A 377-nucleotide genomic window follows, 5' to 3' on the forward strand; every position below is an offset into this window, starting at 1 on the left:
CCAGAATCACCACCAGACAGGCTGCCAGAATCGCGATCCAGGTATCAGGCTGTGAAATACCGAAATTTTCAGTCAATTTTTTACTGAAAATCCAGGCCATCGCCGTACAGAGGAACAACACCATCGTCGCAATACGGGTGGTGGTCCAGGGAATATTTTCGGTGACAAAATTCACCTTATGATTCAGCTTTGGACGCAGCACCAGATACAGACTGATCAACATTGCTGGCAGGATGATGAACATCATCGGCAGGCCGACTTTCATCCAGTCAGCGAAGTCATAACCGAGGGCTTTGGCTGCAATCGCATTCGGTGGAGAACCGACGATGGTGCCCAAACCACCAATACTGGCTGAATAGGCAATCCCGAGCAGAATA

The 377-nt window shown here is 49.3% G+C and carries 1 protein-coding gene; it reads right to left on the minus strand.

Annotated elements, in window-relative coordinates; translation table 11 throughout:
• The coding region (locus B4J23_RS11270; protein ID WP_349678869.1) for an SLC13 family permease at positions 1 to 377 on the minus strand (377 nt) is incomplete at both ends.

Origin of the sequence: Acinetobacter sp. UBA3025, from assembly GCF_002367915.1 — a bacterium.
Taxonomy (GTDB): Bacteria; Pseudomonadota; Gammaproteobacteria; order Pseudomonadales; family Moraxellaceae; genus Acinetobacter.